Origin of the sequence: Bradyrhizobium guangxiense, assembly GCF_004114915.1 — a bacterium.
Lineage (GTDB): Bacteria > Pseudomonadota > Alphaproteobacteria > Rhizobiales > Xanthobacteraceae > Bradyrhizobium > Bradyrhizobium guangxiense.
The window spans coordinates 5,233,251-5,253,660 of the sequence record NZ_CP022219.1; the positions used below are offsets into that span (position 1 = coordinate 5,233,251).

General features: G+C 65.2%; 14 protein-coding genes. 8 read left to right on the plus strand and 6 right to left on the minus strand.

Features of this window, described 5'->3' with window-relative positions; all coding sequences use genetic code 11:
- Window positions 1-23 precede the first annotated feature (23 nt).
- From X268_RS25060 to X268_RS25070, 3 genes are read right to left on the minus strand one after another with little or no spacing between them, the layout of a single operon-like run.
- Window positions 24-899 (minus strand): ABC transporter permease, encoded by an 876-nt coding sequence (locus tag X268_RS25060; protein ID WP_128927403.1) that lies wholly within the window; start codon window positions 897-899, stop codon window positions 24-26.
- Window positions 900-902: 3 nt separating this feature from the next.
- On the minus strand, window positions 903-1,853 hold the full coding sequence (locus tag X268_RS25065; protein WP_128927404.1) for an ABC transporter permease: 951 nt from the start codon (window positions 1,851-1,853) through the stop codon (window positions 903-905).
- Window positions 1,854-1,880: 27 nt separating this feature from the next.
- The gene (locus tag X268_RS25070) at window positions 1,881-3,569 is read right to left on the minus strand and encodes a peptide ABC transporter substrate-binding protein (RefSeq protein WP_128927405.1); all 1,689 of its coding nucleotides are present in this window, start codon (window positions 3,567-3,569) and stop codon (window positions 1,881-1,883) included.
- 219 nt (window positions 3,570-3,788) lie between these two features.
- Here X268_RS25070 and X268_RS25075 point away from each other — a divergent pair, with 219 nt between their 5' ends.
- Together X268_RS25075 and X268_RS25080 are read left to right on the plus strand one after the other, a co-directional pair.
- Entirely contained in the window at window positions 3,789-4,421 is a 633-nt protein-coding gene (locus X268_RS25075) for a cupin domain-containing protein (protein WP_128927406.1), read from the plus strand.
- Window positions 4,422-4,549: 128 nt separating this feature from the next.
- Window positions 4,550-6,418, plus strand: coding sequence for an ATP-binding protein (locus X268_RS25080; RefSeq protein ID WP_128927407.1), 1,869 nt, complete (start codon window positions 4,550-4,552; stop codon window positions 6,416-6,418).
- A 6-nt stretch (window positions 6,419-6,424) separates the two neighbouring features.
- Here X268_RS25080 and X268_RS25085 read toward each other — a convergent pair whose 3' ends face one another.
- Entirely contained in the window at window positions 6,425-7,450 is a 1,026-nt protein-coding gene (locus X268_RS25085) for an AraC family transcriptional regulator (protein ID WP_128927408.1), read from the minus strand.
- Between the two features lie 188 nt (window positions 7,451-7,638).
- On the opposite strand from X268_RS25085, the gene X268_RS25090 reads away from it, so the two are divergent.
- The 4 genes from X268_RS25090 to X268_RS25105 all read left to right on the plus strand — a co-directional run bounded on the left by X268_RS25090 (window position 7,639) and on the right by X268_RS25105 (window position 12,004).
- Window positions 7,639-8,088 (plus strand): cupin domain-containing protein, encoded by a 450-nt coding sequence (locus X268_RS25090; RefSeq protein WP_128927409.1) that lies wholly within the window; start codon window positions 7,639-7,641, stop codon window positions 8,086-8,088.
- 209 nt (window positions 8,089-8,297) lie between these two features.
- Complete coding sequence (locus X268_RS25095) at window positions 8,298-9,788, plus strand: flavin-containing monooxygenase (protein WP_128927410.1); 1,491 nt, start codon at window positions 8,298-8,300, stop codon at window positions 9,786-9,788.
- A gap of 87 nt (window positions 9,789-9,875) precedes the next feature.
- A complete protein-coding gene (locus tag X268_RS25100; RefSeq protein ID WP_128927411.1) occupies window positions 9,876-10,943 on the plus strand; it encodes a hypothetical protein in 1,068 nt (355 codons plus the stop codon).
- A gap of 65 nt (window positions 10,944-11,008) precedes the next feature.
- Window positions 11,009-12,004 carry an NAD-dependent epimerase/dehydratase family protein gene (locus X268_RS25105; protein WP_128927412.1) on the plus strand — a complete coding sequence of 332 codons (996 nt, stop codon included), beginning with the start codon at window positions 11,009-11,011 and terminating at the stop codon, window positions 12,002-12,004.
- Window positions 12,005-12,033: 29 nt separating this feature from the next.
- Here X268_RS25105 and X268_RS25110 read toward each other — a convergent pair whose 3' ends face one another.
- Window positions 12,034-12,825, minus strand: a complete 792-nt coding sequence (locus X268_RS25110; protein WP_128927413.1) for a transporter substrate-binding domain-containing protein — start codon at window positions 12,823-12,825, stop codon at window positions 12,034-12,036.
- A gap of 230 nt (window positions 12,826-13,055) precedes the next feature.
- Between X268_RS25110 and X268_RS25115 the strand changes: the two genes are divergently transcribed.
- Together X268_RS25115 and X268_RS25120 are read left to right on the plus strand one after the other, a co-directional pair.
- Window positions 13,056-14,249, plus strand: coding sequence for an efflux RND transporter periplasmic adaptor subunit (locus X268_RS25115; RefSeq protein ID WP_164937928.1), 1,194 nt, complete (start codon window positions 13,056-13,058; stop codon window positions 14,247-14,249).
- Between the two features lie 11 nt (window positions 14,250-14,260).
- Window positions 14,261-17,413, plus strand: a complete 3,153-nt coding sequence (locus X268_RS25120) for an efflux RND transporter permease subunit (protein ID WP_128927414.1) — start codon at window positions 14,261-14,263, stop codon at window positions 17,411-17,413.
- A gap of 123 nt (window positions 17,414-17,536) precedes the next feature.
- Here X268_RS25120 and X268_RS25125 read toward each other — a convergent pair whose 3' ends face one another.
- A complete protein-coding gene (locus X268_RS25125) occupies window positions 17,537-19,798 on the minus strand; it encodes a cation:proton antiporter domain-containing protein (RefSeq protein ID WP_128927415.1) in 2,262 nt (753 codons plus the stop codon).
- Window positions 19,799-20,410: the final 612 nt, after the last annotated feature.

The window sequence follows — 20,410 nt, forward strand, 5'->3', positions numbered from 1 at the left end:
CAGTTCGGTCGAGTTCTTGCTCGTCATGGGATGTTCATGCGCGGATCGAGCGCATCGCGCAGGCCGTCGCCGAGAAAGTTGAAGCTGGTCACCGCGAGCGTGATGGCGAGGCCCGGCGCGATCGCGAGCCACGGCGCGCTGGTGAGATAGATCTGTGCGTTGTTGAGCATGTTGCCCAAGCTCGCGGCGGGCGGCTGGACGCCGTAGCCGAGATAGCTGAGATAGGATTCGAGCAGGATCGCCTTGGCGACGTTCAGGGTCGCCGCCACCACGATCGGCGCGATCGCATTTGGCACCAGCTCGCGGAACATGATCCGCAGATTCGACGAGCCGAAGGCGAGCGCGGCAACTGCAAACTCGCGTTCCCGCAGCGAGCGCACCTGGGCCTCGACGACGCGGGCGACCCACATCCAGGCCGTTGCCGCGATCAGCACGGTGGTGGTGAGGAGACCGGGCTCGGTGAGCGCGGCCAGCGCCAGCAGCAGGAAGATGGTCGGAAAGCACAGCACCGCATCGAGGAGCCGCATCAGCACCGCGCCGACCACGCCGCCATAGAAGCCGGCAAAGGCGCCGACGACGATGCCGACCGCCATCGCGATCACCATCGCGACGAAGCCGATCGTGAGCGAGACGCGCGCGCCCATCATCAGCCGCGCCAGCACGTCGCGGCCGAGTTCGTCGGTGCCGAGGATATGCGCGCCCGAGAGCGGCGGCGCGAACCGCTTCATGATGTCGATATAGGTGTCGTCGAACGGCAGCAGATATGGGCCGAACACCGAACCGAGCACGAGCACCACGATGATCACCGCACCCGCGAGCGCGAGGCGATGCCGATGGAAGCGCCGCCAGGCGGCCTGGCCGGGCGCAAGCTGAACGGTGGAGAGGGCTGCGGTCGCCATTGCCTAGCCCACCCGGATGCGCGGATCGACGACGGCATAGAGGATGTCGGCGAGCAGCGAGCCGATCAGTACGATCGCCGCCGAGAACATCAGGATGCCCATCACCACGGGATAGTCGCGATAGCCGATGGAATCGAGGAACAGCCGGCCCATGCCGGGCCAGGTGAACACGGTCTCGGCGACCAGCGCGCCGCCGAGCAGCGTCGGAAGTTGCAGTCCGGCCACCGTGATCATCGGCAGCAGCGCGTTGCGAAGCGCGTGCACCGTGAGAATGCGCCATTCCGGCATGCCTTTGGCGCGCGCGGTGCGGATGTAGTCCTGGTTGATGACCTCGAGCATGGAGGAGCGCATGAAGCGGCCCCACATCGCAGTCTCGACCAGCGCCAGCACCACCGCCGGCGCGATCAGGTGATGCATGAGGTCGAGCAAGGAGCCGTCGCCAATGGTGTGCCGGTTGCCGGCCGGCAGCCAGCCGAGCTTCACCGAGAACACGTAGATGGTGACGAGGCCGAACCAGAAGGTCGGGATCGACAGCGCGATCATGGCGCCCACGGTCGCAAGCGTGTCGAACAGCGAATAGCGACGCAGCGCGCCAAGGATGCCGATCCAGCAGCCGAGCAGCACCGCGAGGATGGTCGCCGTCACCATCAGCTCCAGCGTGGCGCCGAGATGCGAGGAGATCACCGACAGCACCGCCTCGCCGTCGCGATAGGACTTGCCCCAATCACCCCGCACCATGCGGCCGAACCAGTCGAGATACTGGATCGGCAGAGGACGATCGAGGCCGAGCTGCCTGGTGACGCGGTCGAGATCCTCCTGCGTCATCTGTGCGGACACCGCGAACTGGGAGAGCGGCCCCCCGGGCGCCAGATGCAGGATGGCAAAGCCGATCGCGGAGACGATCACGAGCAGCATGATCGCCTGTACCAGGCGGTTGACGACGTAACGGACCATCTCAGGCGATCCGACCAGCCCGAGACATCAGGCCCAATACCATTCGCGGATATTCCAGCAGTTGATGGAGGTGTTGATGTTGGGACGGAAGCCTTGCAGCCCCTCCTTGACACCCTCGGCGATAAAACCCTGGAACAGCGGCAGGATGGCGAGGTCGTTGCGGATCAGCTTCTGCAGATCGCCATAAATGGTCTTGCGCTGCGCGAGCTCGAACTGCTTGGCGCCTTCGGCGAGCAGACGATCCGCCTCCGGGCTCCTGTACTGATAGGTGTTGAAGCCGCGGCCGCCCTTGGCGGGAATGGCACTCGAGCCGAAGCGCGGCGTCACGTCGGGGTCACTGCCGAGCATGAAGTTCACGGACACCAGCACGGAGTTGAACTTCGACTGCTGCCAGAACTCGCCCCAGATCACCGCCGCCGGCATGTTGTTGACGCGCATCGCAGCGCCGATCGCGCGCCAGTCCTGGATCAGGAGCTGCTGGGTCTGCTCGCGGACCGCATTGCCCGACGTCGTCGAATTGGTGAATTCGAGCTTGACGCCGCCCTTCTCGCGCACGCCGCCAGCGCCGCGCGTCCCCCCCGCCGCATCGAGCAGCGCGTTGGCCTTGGCGGGATCGTATTTGTGCTGCGGCAGACCCTGCTGGAACGACCAGGCCTGCTGCGGCACGAAGCTCTCGGTCTGCGTCGGCAGGCCGTAGTTCAGCGCGTCGATGATCGCCTGCTTGTTGATGGCGAGATACAGCGCCTCGCGCACCGCGCGATCGGCAAAGGGGCCGAATTCCAGATTGGGCGCGATGTGCTCCACCGAAGACGTCGAGGAAACGAAGATCTTGCGGCCCTTCAGCGTCTTCGCCTCCTGCACGAAGTTCGGCAGAATGCCCTGCAGGCCGGTGTAGTCGACCTGGCCGGTGCGGAACTGGGTGTAAAGAACGGTGAGGTCCGGAATGTACTTGAAGACGACGCGTTCGACGTAAGGTCCCTTGCCGTGATAGCCGGCATGGGCATTCAGCTGGATGTGATCGCCCGGCACGCGCTCGGCCCAGCGGAACGGCCCGGTGCCGACGGGTGCGTTGTGGAACGGCGTGGAATTCGGATCGGACACCTTCTCCAGGATGTGCTTAGGCACGATGAAGGTGAGCGACAGGATCGACATGTAGGGCGAATAGGGAGCCTCCATTCGCCAGTGGATCTCGTCGGGCGCGACGACCTTGATGTCCTTGACGAGACTATGGCCGACGCGGTTGCGGACGCGGAAATCGGGATTGTTGATCAGCTCGAGCGAGAACTTGACGTCCTCGGCCGTGAAGGCGGTGCCGTCGTGCCACTTCACGTCATTGCGCAGCTTGATCTTCCAGGTCAGGCCGTCCGCCGACAGGCCGCCATTCTCGATGGTCGGGACCTCGCGGGCGAGGTCTGGGACGAACTTGCCGTCGGGCTCGATGAACCAGAGCGGCGAGAACACCTGCCACCAGATGCCCTGATCGACCTCGATGCCCGGCATCAGCGGATGGAAGACGGTCGGCTCCTGCGACAGCGCCGCAATCACCTGTCCGCGCGGCTTGTCCGGCGGACTGGTCGGGCGTTCGGTCTGGGCAAAGGCGCTGCCTGACAGCGTCCATCCCGCCGCGGCGCCGGCGCCGAGCTGAAAGAACTGACGGCGATTCGGAATGCCGAGATGCAGCGCCCCAACGCCGAGCTTGCCGGTGTCGTCTGCCATGTCCCACTCTCCGTTTCCGCACGCGGCACCGTCTCCCGCGCCCCGAGACCCCGGCAAAGGGACAGGAGTGGGCTTTAGTGCTTCTAAATTTTTCTGCCAAAATTTCATCACGACTAAATACAGCTGTCAATCGCATTGCTAGTATGCGCGACGTCTTCACTCCGACTGAAGCCTCGGCCCGGTGCGGCCGCGGCTCAAGATGATGCATGGGAGAGCGGCATGGATGGTCGCGGCGACACGAACAGTCTGAAGGACGCTCCGACGACCGAGCCCGACGATGCGGTCGACCAGCGCCTCGGCGAGACCGTGCGGCTGCTGCGTCAGCGCGCCGGCCTGTCGATCCAGGACGTCGCCAACAAGACCGGCCTGTCCACCGGCATGATCAGCCAGCTCGAACGCGCGCGCGCCATGCCGTCGATCCGCACGCTGCGCCTGCTCAGCATCGCGCTCGACGTTCCCATCTCCTATTTCTTCGAGACCAGCGTTCCCACTGATGCGCCGCGCTACATCGTGCGGAAGAACGCCAGGCGCCTGCTGCGGCTCACCGCCAGCGGCGTGGTCAAGGAAGCCCTCACCCCCGAAGGCAAAGGCCAGCTCGAGCTCTACGAGCTCACGCTTAACCCGGGCGCCTCCTCCGGAACCGACTTTCTGCAGCACACCGGCGAGAAGGCAGGCTACATCCTCTCAGGCAGCCTGCGGCTGTGGCTCGACAATCAGGCCCACGTGCTGGAAGCCGGCGACAGTTTCCGCTTTCCGAGCATCGTGCCGCACATGTTCGACAATCCGACCCAGCAGGCCGCGCGCGTGATCTGGGTGACGACGCTGCACCAGACCGACTCGCCCGCAGGTTGAGGCGATCGCCGCCTGGTACCGCCGGAAATTGCCCCTCGACGCCGTCACGCGGAGTCTGTAGCTCACATCAAGCGGCCCCTCGACCCGGGCGGTCGATGCGGTGCGCGGCTTGCGGTTGGTGTGACACCATGAAACTCAGGGGGCTTCTGACACTCGCGATGGCCGCACAGGTCGTCGTGACGGCTGCAGCCCTGTTCGCTTCCTACGCCGTGACCGGCCCCCGTGAATTCGGCATTGCCCAGCTTGTCGCCCTCCTGGCAAGCACCGCCGTTGCGGTGCTGCTCGTGCGGATCTGCACCCGCGCAATCGAGAGGTCGGAGGAGAAGCGCGCGGTCACGCAATCGGCCGAGCTGGCGCGGGCCCGCAGCGACAGCGCGCAGATGACGCAAGCCGTCATCAAGACCGCGCTCGATGCCTTCATTCAGATCGACGGCAGCGGCACCGTGCTGGAATGGAGCTTTCAGGCCGAGGCCCTGACCGGCTGGACGCGCAAGGAGGCGCTCGGCGCCGACGTGGTCGACCTCATCGTCGCCAAGCCGCTGCGCGCCGCCTTCAGGCAGCGCATGGCGCGGCTGGTGCCGGAACTGTCGGACACGCCGTCCGGCCTGCGCTTCGAGCTCACCCTGATCCACAGGAACGGCGAGGTGATCCTCGCCGAGGCATCCAGCACGGTGCTGCGGCTGGGCGAGCGCGCCATCGTCAACACCTTCGTCCGGGACATCACCCAGAAGCGCGCGGCCGAGGAGCAATTGGTGCAGTCCCAGAAGATGGAGGCGGTCGGCCAGCTCACCGGCGGCATCGCGCACGAATTCAACAACATGCTCACGGTGATCACGGGCACGATCGAGATCCTCGCCGAGGCCGTCAAGGACACCCCGCCGCTTGCGACGATCACCAAGCTGATCAGCGAGGCCGCCGATCGCGGCGCCGCGCTGACCTCGAGCCTGTTGTCCTTTGCCCGCAAGCAGGCGCTGCAGCCGGCCGAGATCGACGTCAACGAGCTGCTGGAGGAGCTCACGAAGCTGCTGCTGGCAACCTTCGACAAGAAGATCGAGATCGTCACCAGGCTCGACGGCAACGTCTGGCTCGCCTTCGCCGACCGCGGCCAGCTGAGCTCGGCGCTGCTCAACCTCGCCATCAACGCGCGCGATGCCATGCTGGATGGCGGCAGGCTGATGCTGACGACGCGCAACGTCGTGTTCGGCGTGCGCGAGGCCATCGCGGTCGGCGCCGGCTATGCCGGCGACTACGTCGAGATCGAGATTGCCGACACCGGCACAGGCATTCCGCAAGCGATCCTGGAGCGCATCTTCGATCCGTTCTTCTCCACCAAGGAGGTCGGCAAGGGCACCGGGCTCGGGCTCAGCATGGTGTTCGGTTTCGTCAAGCAATCCGGCGGCGGCATCAAGGTCACGTCCGAAGAAGGTCGCGGCACGGTCTTCACGATCTATTTGCCGAAGGCGGAGGCGAGCGCGCTGCGCCCGGCCGGCTATGACGACCGCAAGATCGTGGGAGGCAAGGAAACCGTCCTTTGCGTCGAGGACGACCACGACGCCCGCCAATACGTCACCGTCCAGCTCGAGAGCCTCGGCTACAAGGTCATTCCAGCCGCCAATGCGACCGAGGCCCTCGCAATCGCGGCCGACGGCAGGTCGTTCGACCTGCTCTTCACCGACATCGTGATGGCCGGCGGCATGAACGGACGGGAGCTCGCCGAGCAGATGGTGGCGACGCGCCCTTCGCTGCGGGTCCTGTTCACCTCGGGTTACGCCTACGATTCGCTGCATGTGCAGGGACGCGCCACGATGGGTGCGCCGCTGCTGCGAAAGCCCTACCGCAAAGCCGAGCTCGCACGCATGCTGCGCCGCTGCCTCGATACCGCGGTCGATTCCGCCGGCGATGCCATCCCGACGCCCTATTCGGTCCAGGCCGACGTCGAGGGTTTTCTGCGCAGGCAGGCCGCAAAGGACAACGGCACGACGCGGTCGCGGAAATAGCCGGCGCTAGCTCATCCTTCGCCGCAACGTCGCCGATGGTGTCTCACCGAACTTTTCGCGATAGGCGCCGGCCATGCGGCCGAGATGGGTGAAGCCGAGATCGAAGGCGATGTCGGTGATGGAGACGTCGGGTGAGGCCTGTGCGAGCCGGGCGTGCAGACCGGCCAGGCGCATGTCGAGCAGCATCTGCGAGATCGACAGGCCGAAGTGACGGCGGAAGCCGAGCTGGAGCGCGCGGATGCCAATGCCGGAAGCACAGGCGAGCTGCGCGAGGTCGAGCGGCTCGCCGGCATTGTCCGCAAGATGATCCCGCGCCGCGCGGAGCGCGCGCGGCAGCCGCTCGGCTCGTCCCGAAAAGGTTTGAATCGCATCCGAGAGGCCATGCCGCTGGCCATTGAGCAGATGATCGAGCAGCAGCTCGCGCCAATCGGCCATCGCGACCGCCGACAGCCTGCCGCAGGGACCGAGACGCTCGGCAAGCGTCATCAGCTCGGCAAGACTGGCTCCCAGGGCCCGCCCCGCCGGCGCCTCCAGAACGATCATGGGATCGAACTCGACCGCGACCGCCGCCCGGCCAGACAGCGCCGCGGCGCGCTGCTCGACCATGCGGCGGTCGAGCAGCAGGATCGCCTGAGCGCAGTCGCGCCATATCATCCGGGTCGGGATCGTCGGCGACAGCAGCGACGCCGTCCGCGCCGGCGCCGCCTCGACCTCGATGACGCCGGCGCGGATGTGTGCGGTGCCCACAAGCGGGACCTGCACCAGGAAGAAGTGCTCGAGACAACCGGGATCGATGCAGACCGACCCGCCATAGGCGACATAATTGATGGAAAAGCCGTCAAAGGCCGCGCAATTGTGCCGGGCCGAGAAGCCGGACGCGTGCGCCTGCGCCGGCTTCAGGTCGTGCGGGCAGAAGATGCGTCCGATCTCTTCGGCCGCTTCGTCGACGTCATCCGTGGTGACGCGGGCGAAATCCGCGAGCCGTTCGGCTGCGGGCGCCATCGCACTCATTTCCAGCACGGCTGCGGACATCGTCGACCACGCTACGCGTCACGGAATTGTTTTAAGCCTATAATAGTTCGCCGGACGCGAAAAGGGCGACGACGGCGAAATCGTCATGCTGCACGGCAACAGCCGGCTCGCGGATTCGTTTAGCGGATAGACAGGCGCACGTTGCTAGCCGAAGCTCCGTCCCCGCCGGAATTCATTGGGAGCGCGCCATGACTGCACTCGAAAAAGGCATTACCGCTAACGGCACAGGCTACGGCGGCAAGAGCTGGAACATTCTGGGCCAGGTTTATTTCCCCAAGGCCATCACCGACTCCACCTTCGCGTTCGAGACCAACAGCGATCCCGGCCAGTTCGTGCCGGTGCACATCCATCCGACCCAGGACGAATTCATCCTGGTGCAGGAGGGCACGCTCGACCTCAAGCTCGACGGAAAATGGGTCAAGGCCCATGCCGGGGATCTCGTGCGCATGCCGCGCGGCATCCCGCACGGCTATTTCAACAAGTCCGACAAGCCGTGCCGCGCGCTGTTCTGGGTCTCGCCGATGCAGAAGCTGGAGGCGCTGTTCAACCAGCTGCACAATCTGACCGACCCGGCCGAGGTCGTGCGCATCTCGGCGCTGCATGAGGTCGACTTCCTGCCGCCTGAGGCCAACGACTAAAGCGCGATGAGATCCAGATGAATCGTCATCGCGCTTTAGGTTGTTGTTTGCGCATGATCTTTCCGGAAAACCGCTTCGCACTTTTCCGGATCATGCTTTAGGCGGCCGCCTCCTCGTCCACTTTCACCTGCTTGCAGGCCTGCCGGCCGCGCCTTGCGGCCGAACGTCGCCGCTTGCGCGCGGAAAACACATCGATAGCGAGCAAATCCATGGTCAGCCCCAAGCATGTCTGCGTGATCGGCGCCGGCGTCTCCGGCCTTGCCGCCGCCAAGGCATTCTCCAGCCGCGGCCACCGCGTCACCATCGTCGAGCGCAGCTCAGATCTCGGCGGCGTCTGGGAGCCGGCACGCTCCTACCCCGAGGTGCAGACGCAGAGCCCGAAGGAGCTCTATCGCTACACTGACCGTGCCATGCCGGAGGCCTATCCGGAATGGCCGACCGGGCCGCAGGTCCATGCGTATCTTGCGGACTACGCCAGGAGCTTCGGCCTCAACCGCATGCTGCGCCTTGACACCGAAGTCGCCGGCATGACGCGGCGTGCCGACGGCCGGCCGGGCTGGACGCTCGCTCTGAAGCGCAAGGACGGAACAACGACGAACGAGGATTTCGATTTCGTCGCGGTCTGCACCGGGCAATTCAACGAGCCGCGCGAGCTGCATTGCCCGGGCGAGGACGGCTTTCTGGCGCAGGGCGGCCAGATCCTGCACTCCTCGAAATACGGCGATCCTATGCTGGCAAAGGGACGCCGCGTCGTCGTGCTCGGCGGCTCCAAATCGGCGACCGACATCGCGGTCAACGCGGTGAAATCGGGCGCGCGCGAGGTCACCATCGTGATGCGCGAGCCGGTCTGGCGCATCCCCTATTTCATCGGCGGGCTCGTGAACTTCAAGCGCATCCTCTACATCCGCGCGCAGGAGGAAATGTTTCCGGGCTGGGGCATCGGCGTTATGGGGCGGCTCGCGCACCGCATCGCCGCGCCGCTGGTGTGGGCGAACTGGCGCGGACTGGAGAGCCTGCTCAAGGCGCAGCTCAAGCTCAGCCGCTGCAACATGGTGCCGAAGGAGCGGATCGAGGACGGCGTCAACTGCTCGGTGCCGATCGCAACGCCGGGCTTCTATCCGATGGTCGCCGACGGCCGCATCAAGGCGGTGTTCGGCACCTTCGGTCATTACGAGGGCGACAGCATCGTGATGAGCGGCGGCGAGCGCGTGGGCGCCGACGTCGCGGTGCTCGCGATCGGCTACAAGCTCGGCGTGCCGTTCCTGCCCGAGGCCTATCACGCGAAGCTGGTCGATGACGACGGGCAGTACCGGCTCTACCGCCTGATCGCCAACCCCGATCTGCCCGAGCTCGGCTTCGTCGGCTTCAACTCGTCGTTCTGCACCGTGCTCTGCGCCGACCTCGCCGCGAACTGGCTAGTGCGTTATGCCGACGGCCAGCTCGCCAACCAGCCGACGGCGCAGGCGATGCGCGACAACATCGAGATGATGCTGCACTTCAAGCGCGTCGAGCGACCGGCGGCCGGCGTCTATGGCGGCCTCTGCGTCGCGCCCTATCACTACCGCCATTTCGACGAGCTGATGGCCGACATCGGCGCCAAGCAGCAGAAGCGCGGCGGACTCGCTGGGCATTTCCAGCCGCCGGATGCGGATGCCTATGCGAAATTCCTGGCGACGGCGCCGGATTACCGGGCGGCATAAGAATTCCGGCTGAGCGGGATTTGCATCTCGCCAGCCGCCGCCTCCGACGCTTACGATCTCTAGCCACCGAATCGATCGGAACCGGCCATGGGATCCAGACGTCTTGCCATCTTTGCGGCCATTGCCTTCTTCGTCGCAGCGTCCGCCGCCGGCCAACAGCGCGCGCTCACGAGCCGGCAAGCGGAGGCGCTCGCCGCCTATGACCACGCGCTCGCCGACTTCAAGTCGATCCTCGCCGAACGACGCCGACAGATCGAGACAAGAGAGCCGCTGCCGAACCTGCCGGGACAGGCGCTGTATCTGGCGCGCGTCGCGGTCATCAGCAGCTACAAGGATCTGACCGATGCCATGCCGTCGCGGATCGGCCGGCCCAACAAGTTCGAAATCCCGCCGGCCTATTTCGATGCCGATATCGAGCCGCTGATCGACGAATATTCTAGACTCTTCGACGTCATGGAGGCGCCGCCCGCCGATGCGCAGAACTCGGCGACGCCGTTCAACGACGTCGTCGATCTCGCCACGGTGATCGCGCGCACCAAGGGACTTGCTCCTGAACACGCCGAAGCGGCGGGGCGCATCAGCCTCGGACTGTTCTATGCGGAGACGAACGGCAAGCAGAATGTCCGCAACGGACGCTCGAACACCTATATGGGCAGCTTCCAGACCGGCCCGTCCGAGGACCGCAACGGCCGCAGGAAATGGGAGGCCATCAAGGGCGAGATCGCCGCGATCGATCCGTCCTTAAGCGCGCGCGACGACAAGGAGGAAGCGCGGGCCCGCGGGACCGATCACCGGTTCAATCACTGGACCAATGTGCGCGACGGCCTGATGAACGCGCATGCCGACCTGTTCCGCGAGATCCCCGCCATCGTGAAGACGCTGCCTGATACGATCGACCAGATGAAGCTGTTCGAGCTGATCCAGATCGTGCCGACCCCGACGCGCGCCGCGCTCAAGTCCGGCGACCTCCTGAATTACAGGGTCTCGAGCCCGACAGTGATGAAGCACCTGCGCAACAACAGCATCTTCGCGTTCGGACAGGCCGACCGGGCACGCTCATCGGCGACCTTCCGCGAGATCCTCGCGGCGATGTGGCTGTTCAGCCGCAAGTTCGAGAAAGCGATGGCGAAGTACGCGGAGCTCAAAGGGCGCTGACGGAGTTGCGCCAACAACCATTAATTGTATGATTGCAAAATCTCCCTTGCCGCACGGACCATCACATGCGCATCCTCATTCTCGGTGGCAGCCAGTTTCTCGGGCGGGCAGTCGCAGCCCATGCCTGTGCTGTCGGACACGACGTGACATGTGCCGCCCGCGGCCTTGCGGGACCAATCGCGGCGGGCGCGCACTTCGTCCGGATCGACCGCGACATGGCCGAGGGGCTTGCACCGCTAGCGGGCGAGACGTTCGATGCCGTGGTCGACGTCTCACGTCATCCCGGCCAGGTTCGGCGCGCAGTCGCGGCGCTGAAGCATCCGGGCGTGCATTGGACCTTCGTTTCCACGATCAGCGTGTATGCGGACAACCGGATCCCCGGACAACGCGCCGACACGGCGCCATTGCGCGAGCCCATTGCCGCGGAGATCGAACACAGCACCGACGCCATCTACGGCGCCGCCAAGGTCGCCTGCGAACAGGCACTCGGCAGCGATGCCTTCATCTGCCGCGCCGGCTTGATCGCCGGGCCGGAAGACCCGACGGGGCGCTTCGGCTATTGGCCGGCACGACTTGCGCGCGGCGGTGAGGTGCTGGCCCCGGGATCGCCTGACGATGCCGTCCAGTTCATCGACGTGCGCGATCTCGCGCAATGGATCGTGCACGCGGCAGAGGTTCGCCTCACCGGCATCTATGACGGGATTGGACCGACACGTAGGCGCGGCGAATTTCTGGCCGAATGCGCAGCCGCACTCAACGCGTCCTGCACGTTCACCTGGATCGATCGCCCGTTTCTCGAGGCCCACGACGTGCGGCGCTGGGCAGGTCCGCGGTCATTGCCGATGTGGCTGCCACTGCCCGACTTCGCCGGCTTCCAGACGCGCGACACCGCACCGGCCCGCGAGGCCGGGCTGACGGCGCGGCCGCCGGGAGAGACTGCGCGCGATACGCTGCACTGGCTGCGCGACAGCAACGGCCCCGTGACCGGGCTCAGCTCCGATGAAGAAAGCGCGGTGCTTTCAGCGTGGCACGCGCGCGAGGCAGCTGCGGTCGGGACCTAGCCGGATCACGGGCAAACCACGCCGCGTGCCTACTCCGTCCGGATCGACGTGTTCATCAGCCCGTTGTCGTCATAGGCCTTGCGCAGCGTGCCATTCGTCACGGCTTCGTTCATGAACCCCGTCACAAATGCCAGCGCCTGGCTGTGGCCGAGCGGCACGGCGACGGCGGTCACCGTCTTCTTGAACGTCTCGTCCAGTACCCTCGTCCCCGGGATCTTCTGCGCCATCTTGTTGAGCTGGTCGCGCGACAGCGCGAAGGCGTCGATCTCGCCGCTTCTCAGCAGGGCGAAGATCTCGTCATAGGTCTGATAGCCCGTGACCTTCGCATGCTTCAGATGCGCGATCGCGCCGCGCATGGTCGTCGTGGCGTTGACCGCGGCGACCTTGACGCCGGGTTGGTCGAGTGTCGCAAAATTGGTGACGTTCGAACCCGGCTTGACGATATAGGTGGCGTCCGCGACCTCGTAGATCGGGCCGAACAGCATCTTGGTCTCGCGCTCGGGATCCCTGGGCAGCCAGGTGACGTCCCACATGTTCTCGCCGGCGGCGTCAGTGATCTGTCCGGAATTCTGGTGCACGACATATTCGACGGGGACCCCAAGCTGGGCGGCCATCGCCTTGCCGAGATCGACGGGAACGCCGGCATAGCCGGCTCCGGTCTTGGTCGACCAGAACGCACCGCCTGCGGGGCTGATTGCGATCGCGACCCGCAGCTTGCCGGTCGGCGCGATCTCGTCCTTCAGACCATCTGCTAGCGCGGGCATCGCAACCATCGCTGCAAAAGCGAGGCCGGCGAGGACCGACCGAATTGTCGCGCGCATGTCATGGTCTCCTCACCTTTTCTTCTTCCCGGCCGCTCCACTCACGCGGCCTTTGACACAATTCTGGTCGATCCTGCGCTCGGTGAAAAGCTGTTTGTCGTGATAAACCTGCCAAAGGCCACATCGCTCGTTGCAGCGCAAGGCCGGTGACTGCCATGGCTATGGTGTTCCACGGCCAGTCGTTTGTTGCTAGCCTGCCGCACCGACAGACAGCAATCGGGGGCTACCGAATGACCTCAACGAACCCCGCCTCTCCCGCACGACGCAATGGAGCGTGGAGGCGTATCGGGCAGGTCCTTTCCGCTGCGGCATTGGTGGCCGTGCTCACCGGTTGCGAGGACAAGAACACATTCGTGGCACCGCCGCCGCCCAAGGTGGACGTGGCGACGCCCGTGCAGCGTCCGGTGACGCGCTACATCGAGGCCACCGGCAACACCGCGCCGATCAAGAGCGTCGATCTGGTCGCGCGGGTGCAGGGCTTTCTGCAAACGATCGATTATCAGGACGGCAGCTTCGTCAAGCAGGGCACCCAGCTCTTCACGATCGAGCCGGAGACCTACAAGCTCAAGCTCGAACAGGCGCAGGCGGCCGAGTCCGGCGCGCAGGCCTCGCTGCGGCAGGCCGAAGCCGATTACAAGCGGCAGGCCGAGCTGGTGCAGCGCCAGGTGATCTCACAGTCGACCCTCGATACCTCGACCTCGAACCGCGACAACGCTCAGGCCAATCTGCTGCAGGCGCAGGCCAATACCAAGCTCGCCGAGGTCAATTACGGCTACACCAAGGTGACGGCGCCGTTCGACGGCATCGTCAGCGCCCATATGGTCTCGGTCGGCGAACTGGTCGGCGTCTCGTCCCCCACACAGCTCGCGACCATCGTCGCGATGGACCCGATCTATGTGAACTTCACCGTCAACGAGCAGGACGTGCTGCGCATCCGCGCCGAGGCCATCCGGCGCGGGCTGACGCCGGCCGACATGAAGCAGTTCCCGATTCAGGTGGGACTGCAGACCGAGACCGGTTATCCGCACGAAGGCAAGCTCGACTACGTTTCGCCGACCCTCAATCAATCGACCGGCACGCTGGCGGTGCGCGGCCTCGTCCCCAACGACACGCGGGTGCTGCTGCCCGGATATTTCGTCCGGGTCCGCGTGCCCTTCGACCAGGAAAAGAGCGCCCTGCTCGTCCCTGATACGGCGCTCGGCAGCGACCAGGGCGGTCGCTATCTGCTGGTTGTCAACGGCGACAATGTCGTAGAGCAGCGCAAGGTGCAGGTCGGCCCGGTCGACAACGGGCTGCGCGTCATCGAAAGCGGCCTGAAGCCTGAGGACCGCGTCGTCATCGCGGGGCTTCTACGGGTTATCCCCGGCCAGAAGATCGATCCGCAGGTGACGAAGATCGAGCAGTCCCAGGCCTCGAGCAAGTAGGGCTGCCAGCCATGATCTCAAAGTTCTTCATCGAGCGGCCGGTCCTCTCCAACGTCATCGCGCTGTTGATGATCCTGATCGGCGGCGTCGCGCTGTTCAACCTCGCCATCGCCCAATATCCCGACGTGGTGCCGCCGACCGTGCAGGTCACAACGCGCTATCCCGGCGCCAGCGCCAAGACCGTGATCGACACCGTGGCGCTGCCGATCGAGCAGCAGGTCAACGGCGTCGAGGACATGCTCTACATGCAGTCCTATAGCGGCTCCGACGGTACCTATACGCTGACCGTCACCTTCAAGATCGGCACCGACCTCAACTTCGCGCAGGTGCTGGTGCAGAACCGCGTCTCCAGCGCGCTGTCGCAATTGCCCCAGGCGGTGCAGAACCAGGGCGTCACCGTGCAGAAGCGGTCGACCTCGATCCTCTTGTTCGTGACGCTGACCTCGCCGGATGCAAGGTACGACAGTCTCTATCTAAGCAACTACGCCACCATCAACATCCGCGACGAGCTCTCCCGCCTGCCTGGCGTCGGCAACGTCACCGTGTTCGGCGCCGGCCAGTATTCGATGCGGATCTGGCTCGACCCCAACAAGCTGCAGGTGCGTGGCCTGGTGCCGCAGGACGTCATCAACGCAATCCAGCAGCAGAGCCAGCAGGTCTCCGCCGGCCAGGTCGGCGCGCCGCCGACGCCGCCGGGCCAGGGGTTCCAATACACGCTCAACGTCAACGGACGGCTTGACGACGCCAGCCAGTTCGAGAACATCATCGTCAAATCTGGCGCCAGCGGCGACGTCACGCGGGTGCGCGACGTCGGCTGGGTCGAGCTCGGCGCGCAGACCTACAGCCAGATCTTCTCGCTCAACAAGCAACCGGCCGTCGGCATCGGCGTGTTCCAGTCGCCCGGCGCCAACGCGCTCCAGGTCGAGCAGGCGGTCGAAAAGAAGATGGCCGAGCTTGCCAAGCGCTTCCCGGAAGGCGTCAAATACGATACGCCATTCGACACCACCAAGTTCGTCGAGGCCTCGGTGCACGAGGTCTACATGACCCTGATCGAGGCTGGCCTCTTGGTGCTAGTCGTGATCCTCGTCTTCCTGCAGGACTGGCGCGCGATGCTGGTGCCCGCCACGACCGTGCCGGTGACCATCATCGGCGCCTTCGCGGCGATGGCGGCACTCGGCTTCACCATCAACATGTCGACGCTGTTCGCGATCGTTCTCGCGATCGGCATCGTGGTCGACGACGCGATCGTCGTGGTCGAGGGCGCTGCGCACAACATCGAGCGGGGCATGAACGGCCACGACGCCGCGATCAGGGCGATGGACCAGCTGTTTGCGCCGATCGTCGGCATCACGCTGGTGCTGATCTCGGTGTTCCTGCCGGCCTCGTTCCTTGCCGGGCTCACGGGACGGATCTACTCGCAATTCGCGCTGGTAATCGCGGCGACCGCGCTTCTGTCGGCCATCAACGCGGCCACCTTGAAGCCGACACAGTGTGCGCTCTGGCTGCGGCCGACAGTGCCACCGGGGCAGCGCAATGTCTTCTATCGCGGCTTCAACGCGGTCTATGACCGCGTCGAGCGCGGCTACACGAGGCTGATCACATTCCTCGTGAAGCACGCCACCACCTCCGTCGCGTTCGCGCTATTGGTCATCGGTGCCAGCGGCTACGGCCTGTCGCGGGTGCCGACCGGCTTTCTGCCAATCGAGGACCAGGGCTATCTGATCGCCGCCGTGCAGCTGCCGGACGGTGCTGCGCTGGACCGGACGCAGGCCGTGCTCGACAAAGCGAGCGGGCTGATCAAGGACACGCCTGGCGTGGCGCAGGTCATCACCATCGCCGGCATCTCCGCACTCGACAACAGCGCCAGCCTTGCCAATGCCGGCGTCGCCTACATCATCCTGAAGGACTGGGACGCGCGCAAAGGACCCGGTGAGGATCTGCGCTCGCTGGTCTTTGGCCTCAATGACAAGCTCGCGGCCATCATGGAAGCCCGCACCATCGTGCTGCCGCCGCCGCCGATCCAGGGCATCGGCAACGCGGCGGGCTTCTCGATGCAGGTCGAGCTGCGCGACGGCAACAGCGATTTCGCCAAGCTGCAGGCCATCACCGGCGCGATGGTCTCCAACGGCCAGAGCCAGAGCGCGCTGCAGCGCGTGCAGTCCTCGTTCCGCTCCTCGGTGCCGCAATTCAACGTCGAGATCGACCGGATCAAGACCCAGACGCTGCACGTCACCACAGATCAGGTGTTCTCGGCGCTGTCGACCTATCTCGGCTCGTCCTACGTCAACCAGTTCAACAAGTTCGGCCGCGTGTTCCAGGTCTACACCCAGGCCGATCCCGCCTTCCGCGTCACCGAGCGCGACATCGCCAACATGCAGGTGCGCAACTCGAACGGCGACATGATCCCGATCGGCACCGTCGCCAAGATCACGCCGGCCACCGGCCCGTCGCTGATCAGCCTCTACAATCTCTCCCCCTCCTCGACCGTGATCGGCCTGCCGGCGCAGGGCTACTCCTCCGGCCAGTCATTGAAGCTGATGGAGGAGATCGCAGACAAGACGCTGCCGCCCGGCACCGGCTATGAATGGACTGCAATGTCCTACCAGGAGAAGGCGGTCTCGAACCAGATCTACTGGGTGTTCGGACTTGCCATGCTGCTGGTCTACCTCGTGCTCGCCGGCCAGTATGAGAGCTGGTACGCGCCGATCTCGGTGATCCTCGCCGTGCCGCTGTCGCTGCTCGGGCCGATGCTGATCCTCTCCGGGCTCAAGATCGACAACAACCTCTATTGCCAGATCGGCCTGATCCTGCTGATCGCGCTGTCGGCCAAGAACGCGATCCTGATCGTCGAGGTCGGACTCGAGCTGCACGGCCGCGACGGCAAGCCGATCCTGGAGGCCGCCATCGAGGCGGCGCGCGCCCGCTTCCGCCCGATCCTGATGACCTCGTTCGCCTTCATCCTCGGCGTTGTCCCGCTGGTGCTCGCCACCGGTGCCGGCGCCAGCGCGCGCAAGTCGATCGGCATCACGGTGTTCTCCGGCATGCTGGCCTCGACCTGCCTTGCGGTGCTGTTCGTGCCGGCCTTCTTCGTGGTGGTGCAGCGATACGAGAACTGGCGGGCGAGCAAGAAGGCGGTGAAGGCGGAGACGGTGGCGGTGAAGTAGACAAGGTCGCCAACCAAAACCGTCATTGCGAGGAGCCGTTGCGACGAAGCAATCCAGACTGCCGCCGCGGAGACACTCTGGATTGCTTTGCTGCGCTCGCAATGACAGCGGAGAGACCGTCGCTCAAGCCTTCTCCGCTGGGGCCTGCCGCGCTTCGCCGCTCGACACCAGCAGCACTGACACCTTCGACTGCCTCAGCACGGCGTCGGCGACGCCACCGAAGGACAGATGGTCGGCCTGGATGCGGTCGACGCCCATGACCACGAGATCGACGTCGGTGGTGTCGATCTCACGCAGGATCGCGGCCTCCGGCGCGCGGTTCACCCGCAGCGTCGTGGTGATGTCGACGTCGTAGCGGGCGGCGAGATCGCTGGCGTCCTTCAGGATGCCCGCCTCCTGGTTCAGGCCGCGGGAGGCGCCGCGCTGCGCGCCCTTGTCGCGTGTGGTCGCGACATAGATCACCCGGAGCGAGCCGGATCCTCCCTGCGCCAATGCGACCGCGACCTCGGCGCCGCGCTTGGACACAGCGCTGCCGGAGACGGGAACGAGGATGTTGAGCGCGTCGGGCATCGGCCGCTTCAGGTGCTCGCCCTTGGCCGCGACGATCGCGAGCGGCCCCTCGAACCGTGCTGCGATGTCCTCGATCCTGCGGTCGAAGCGATCCCTGGTCGCGGCAACCTTGCCGACACCGACGATGAGGAGGTCGAAACCCTTGCGCGCCTCGTCGGCGATGGTCTCGCCGAGCGCCGTGCGCCTCGCGCGCGTCACGACGTCGATGCTGCCGGCCTCGCCAGCGGTATTGGCCGCCTCGGCAGCCTTCTTCACCACGGCTTCGTGGCTCTCCTCCTCGTCGCGGCTCTTCTCTTGCTCCTCGGGCTGCTTGCCGATATGCAGCACGGTGATCGGCAGGGTGCGCATGCCGGCGATCAGGCCCGCGACGTGGGCGGCAAAGGTGGCGTTGACGCTTTCGTCCACCGCCAGCAGCGGGCGCTCGAGATTGGCGACGAAGCCGCGCCTTTCGAACTCCTCCCGCTCCAGCCGCTCCTTCTCCTCCTTGTTCATCGGCAGCCTTGCCAGCGCCGCGCGCAGCATCGGCGGCATCGCCATCGTCGTCACGATCGCCATGGTCACGATCATCGTGAACAGGTTCTGGCTGAGCACGCCGATGGAGAGGCCAATGGTGGCGATGATGACCTCGGTCGAGCCGCGGGCGTTCATGCCGCTCGCGAGCGCCAGCGACTCCCGATGGTTCAGCCCGCCGATGGTGCCGCCGACGAAGGCGCCGCCGAACTTGCCGACGCTGGCGATCGCGACCAGGAGGCCGGTGAGCATCAACAGATTGGGATCGCGCAGCACCGACAGATCGGCACTGAGGCCGGCGAGGCCGAAGAATACCGGCATGAAGAAGCTCGAGATCAGCCCGCGCAAACGCTCGTCGATCTGCCGCGTCAGGATCGGGGATTCCCCGACCAGGATGCCGGCGACGAAGGCACCCAGCACGGTGTGGACCCCGATGGCATGCGTGATCATCGCCATCACGCCCATCAGCAGCAGGATCACCGTGATGACGGCCGCGGCGCTGACGAGGGTGTCGTTGGCCCAGCGGATCAGCTGGAACACCAGGCGGCGGCCGATGGTGAAGCTGATCGCGAGGAAGGCGAGCGTGCCCAGCACCGCCTTCGCCACCGAGACGATGTCCAGCGTTCCCTGCGAGGCCAGGCTGAAGATGACGGCGATGATGATCCAGCCGATGGTGTCGTCGATCACGGCGGTCGCGACGATGATCTGGCCGACATTGCGGCGCATGAAGTTCATCTCGCGCACGACCACGGCGACGATCTTCACCGAGGAGATCGACAGCGATGTGCCCATGAACAGCGAGGCCACCAGCCGCTGTTGCGGATTGGGCAAGAGCGCATCCGGCAGGAACTCGCCGAGCGCGAAGCCGAAGGCAAAGGGCACGAGGATGCCGGCGATCGAGATCGCGATCGCGGCCTTGCCGACCTTCCGGACCAGCTTGAGGTCGGTCTCCATGCCGGTCAGCAGGAGCAGCAGCAGGATGCCCACTTGCGCGATGCCATCGATCATCGCCTTCTGCTCGGGCGTCTTCGGGAAGATCGTGGCTTTCGCCTCCGGCCAGATCCAGCCGAACAGCGACGGGCCAAGAATGATGCCGGCGAGCAATTCGCCGATCACCGAGGGCTGGCCGATCCGCTGCATGATCTCGCCGAGGCCGCGGCCGACCGCGACCAACAGCACGATTTGCGTCACCAGAAGGAATTCGGACGGGCTGGCCGATTTGCCGCCCTCCGCGCCGGCCGCAATGGTGGTGAGGACAAGCGCCGCGGGGACAAGGCCGACCGGTCGGAGCAGGCTCCACTGCATGCAGGCGTCTTCCCCGTTGCTGCCCCTGCAAGATGCCGGCGGCTACAAGGGTAGAACCCGCGGGAGGAGGAGCAGGTTCCGCGACCAGGGTTAGAACAAAGACAAAAGAGCGAAAGCAACCCATGCGCAACAGCGACGGGTTGGAAAAACCTGGAAAGTTTCTGCCTTGCCGAAGATCACTTGCTCCGTCTCGCAGAAAACTGGCAGAATGCAGCAAGAACGGCATGGCGCGACGTGCCGCAATATTCTCCGAGGTGGGAGCCCAGCGAAGCCGGGTGCCATGAATGGCCGAACGCCGCATCCCTCGATGCGTCAGCTCTGGCAGTCCTTCTCGGTCAATACCAATGCCGACTGGCTAACGAAGCCATAGAACCAAGGCATTAGATAGGTCCCCTGGTACCGACTATGCAGCCCCCACGCACAGCATTCGTTGTGTGAGGTATTGGGTTGCGTCCCTATGGAGGCATCGCATTTTCGATTTTTTCGATTTTCTTGTTCCAGAGCGGCGGTTAAGCTCCTCTCGGAACAGGGAGGGGGACCAATGAGGCGTTCGCCGATTCTTGGTATCCATGGAGCGCGTGCCGAGATTGGGCTCACGAGGCGCCCACAATA

Coding starts and splice junctions, on each gene's coding strand:
- X268_RS25060 (WP_128927403.1), bottom strand. CDS start 899: ATGGCGACCGCAGCCCTCTCCACCGTTCAGCTTGCGCCCGGCCAGGCC.
- X268_RS25065 (WP_128927404.1), bottom strand. CDS start 1,853: ATGGTCCGTTACGTCGTCAACCGCCTGGTACAGGCGATCATGCTGCTC.
- X268_RS25070 (WP_128927405.1), bottom strand. CDS start 3,569: ATGGCAGACGACACCGGCAAGCTCGGCGTTGGGGCGCTGCATCTCGGC.
- X268_RS25075 (WP_128927406.1), top strand. CDS start 3,789: ATGGATGGTCGCGGCGACACGAACAGTCTGAAGGACGCTCCGACGACC.
- X268_RS25080 (WP_128927407.1), top strand. CDS start 4,550: ATGAAACTCAGGGGGCTTCTGACACTCGCGATGGCCGCACAGGTCGTC.
- X268_RS25085 (WP_128927408.1), bottom strand. CDS start 7,450: ATGTCCGCAGCCGTGCTGGAAATGAGTGCGATGGCGCCCGCAGCCGAA.
- X268_RS25090 (WP_128927409.1), top strand. CDS start 7,639: ATGACTGCACTCGAAAAAGGCATTACCGCTAACGGCACAGGCTACGGC.
- X268_RS25095 (WP_128927410.1), top strand. CDS start 8,298: ATGGTCAGCCCCAAGCATGTCTGCGTGATCGGCGCCGGCGTCTCCGGC.
- X268_RS25100 (WP_128927411.1), top strand. CDS start 9,876: ATGGGATCCAGACGTCTTGCCATCTTTGCGGCCATTGCCTTCTTCGTC.
- X268_RS25105 (WP_128927412.1), top strand. CDS start 11,009: ATGCGCATCCTCATTCTCGGTGGCAGCCAGTTTCTCGGGCGGGCAGTC.
- X268_RS25110 (WP_128927413.1), bottom strand. CDS start 12,825: ATGCGCGCGACAATTCGGTCGGTCCTCGCCGGCCTCGCTTTTGCAGCG.
- X268_RS25115 (WP_164937928.1), top strand. CDS start 13,056: ATGACCTCAACGAACCCCGCCTCTCCCGCACGACGCAATGGAGCGTGG.
- X268_RS25120 (WP_128927414.1), top strand. CDS start 14,261: ATGATCTCAAAGTTCTTCATCGAGCGGCCGGTCCTCTCCAACGTCATC.
- X268_RS25125 (WP_128927415.1), bottom strand. CDS start 19,798: ATGCAGTGGAGCCTGCTCCGACCGGTCGGCCTTGTCCCCGCGGCGCTT.